At 54.2% G+C, this 2,500-nt stretch carries 1 tRNA gene and 2 rRNA genes (1 of these 3 cut by a window edge); all 3 read left to right on the top strand.

Features of this window, described 5'->3' with window-relative positions:
• A 23S ribosomal RNA gene (locus tag BUA94_RS22975) occupies positions 1–2,015 on the top strand; it begins 717 nt to the left of the window's first position.
• 65 nt (positions 2,016–2,080) lie between these two features.
• Positions 2,081–2,195 (top strand): 5S ribosomal RNA (rrf, locus tag BUA94_RS22970).
• Between the two features lie 142 nt (positions 2,196–2,337).
• Positions 2,338–2,414: transfer RNA gene (locus tag BUA94_RS22965), tRNA-Met, on the top strand.
• Positions 2,415–2,500: the final 86 nt, after the last annotated feature.

Below are 2,500 nucleotides of genomic sequence, written 5' to 3'. Positions count from 1 at the left end.
CTGTTGAAAAAGTCGGGGATGAGTTGTGGCTAGGGGTGAAAGGCCAATCAAACTCGGAAATAGCTGGTTCTCCGCGAAATCTATTTAGGTAGAGCGTCGGCCGAATACTCTCGGGGGTAGAGCACTGGATGGGCTATGGGGGCTTACCGCCTTACTGATCCTAACCAAACTCCGAATACCGAGAAGTACTAGCCGGCAGACACACAGTGGGTGCTAACGTCCATTGTGAAGAGGGAAACAACCCTGACCGCCAGTTAAGGTCCCTAAGTTATGGCTAAGTGGGAAAGGATGTAGAACTCCCAAAACAACCAGGATGTTGGCTTAGAAGCAGCCATCATTTAAAGAAAGCGTAACAGCTCACTGGTCTAAATAAGGGGTTCCGCGCCGAAAATGTACCGGGGCTCAAGCCATACACCGAAACTGCGGGTGCATCTTATGATGCGCGGTAGCGGAGCGTTCTGTAAGTCTGCGAAGGGAGACCCGTGAGGGCTCCTGGAGATATCAGAAGTGCGAATGCTGACATGAGTAACGATAAAGGGTGTGAGAGACACCCTCGCCGAAAGTCCAAGGGTTCCTGCTCAACGTTAATCGGAGCAGGGTTAGCCGGCCCCTAAGGCGAGGCCGAAAGGCGTAGTCGATGGGAATGCAGTTAATATTCTGCAGCTTGTGGGTAGTGACGGATGCCGTGTGTTGTATCCCCTTACTGGATTGGGGGTGCAGCGAAGGTGTTCCAGGAAATAGCTCCCACGTATAAACCGTACCCGAAACCGACACAGGTGGACTGGTAGAGCATACCAAGGCGCTTGAGAGAACTGTGCTGAAGGAACTCGGCAAATTGCTCCCGTAAGTTCGCGAGAAGGGAGACCTCATAGTGGGCAACCATTGTGGGGTGGCACAGACCAGGGGGTGGCGACTGTTTATCAAAAACACAGGGCTCTGCGAAGTCGCAAGACGACGTATAGGGTCTGACGCCTGCCCGGTGCCGGAAGGTTAAGAGGAGGTGTGCAAGCTCCGAATTGAAGCCCCGGTAAACGGCGGCCGTAACTATAACGGTCCTAAGGTAGCGAAATTCCTTGTCGGGTAAGTTCCGACCTGCACGAATGGCGTAACGACTTCCCCGCTGTCTCCAGCACAGACTCAGTGAAATTGAATTCCCCGTGAAGATGCGGGGTTCCTGCGGTCAGACGGAAAGACCCCGTGCACCTTTACTACAGCTTCACACTGGTATTCGTGTCGACATGTGTAGGATAGGTGGTAGACGTTGAAGCCAGGGCGCCAGCCTTGGTGGAGTCATCCTTGAAATACCACCCTTGTCTGCATGGATATCTAACCGCGGTACAACAATATCCGGGACCGTGTGTGGCGGGTAGTTTGACTGGGGCGGTCGCCTCCCAAATGGTAACGGAGGCGCGCGAAGGTGGGCTCAGAGCGGTCGGAAATCGCTCGTTGAGTGCAATGGCATAAGCCTGCCTGACTGCGAGACTGACAAGTCGAGCAGAGTCGAAAGACGGCCATAGTGATCCGGTGGTCCCTCGTGGAAGGGCCATCGCTCAACGGATAAAAGGTACGCCGGGGATAACAGGCTGATGATGCCCAAGAGTCCATATCGACGGCATTGTTTGGCACCTCGATGTCGACTCATCACATCCTGGGGCTGGAGCAGGTCCCAAGGGTTCGGCTGTTCGCCGATTAAAGTGGTACGTGAGTTGGGTTCAGAACGTCGCGAGACAGTTCGGTCCCTATCTGCCGTGGGTGTAGGAGAATTGAGAGGATCTGTCCCTAGTACGAGAGGACCGGGATGGACGTACCTCTGGTGGACCTGTTGTGGCGCCAGCCGCATTGCAGGGTAGCTATGTACGGAAGGGATAACCGCTGAAAGCATCTAAGCGGGAAACCCACCTCAAAACGAGTTCTCCCTGAAGAGCCGTGGAAGACCACCACGTTGATAGGAAGCGTGTGGAAGTGTGGCAACACATGAAGCTTAGCTTTACTAATAGCTCGTTCGGCTTGATTACTCTCATTAGTCAATGTTCATCAAAATCAAATACAAGACCAGTTTCTATTATCTGCCCTTTGCCGGCCTGGTGGCCCCAGCGGGGAGCCCCCACCCGATCCCATCTCGAACTCGGCCGTGAAACTCCCCAGCGCCAATGGTACTGCATCTTAAGGTGTGGGAGAGTAGGTCGCTGCCAGGCCTGCAAAGCGCAGATAATAATGCTTCAACACGAAGCAATCTCTTCAACGTAAACCCCCTCCCTTAGTGCTCAAGAAGCCCAATGGGCGGTCGTGGTCAACGCGCTCAGCCAATCTTACGGCCGACAGCGCACCAAAGAACAACGCGGGATGGAGCAGCCCGGTAGCTCGTCAGGCTCATAACCTGAAGGTCGCAGGTTCAAATCCTGCTCCCGCAACCAAATAAACAAACCGTCCGCAAGGGCGGTTTTTTTGTTTGGAAACGGAGACAGGGGAGAGCCTCGCATTCGCGGGGCTTTTTGCGTTC

The organism is Roseibium suaedae (assembly GCF_900142725.1).
GTDB classification, from domain to species: Bacteria; Pseudomonadota; Alphaproteobacteria; order Rhizobiales; family Stappiaceae; genus Roseibium; species Roseibium suaedae.
Note: the sequence above shows the minus strand (reverse complement) of the source record. Positions and strands in the feature narration are given on the sequence as shown.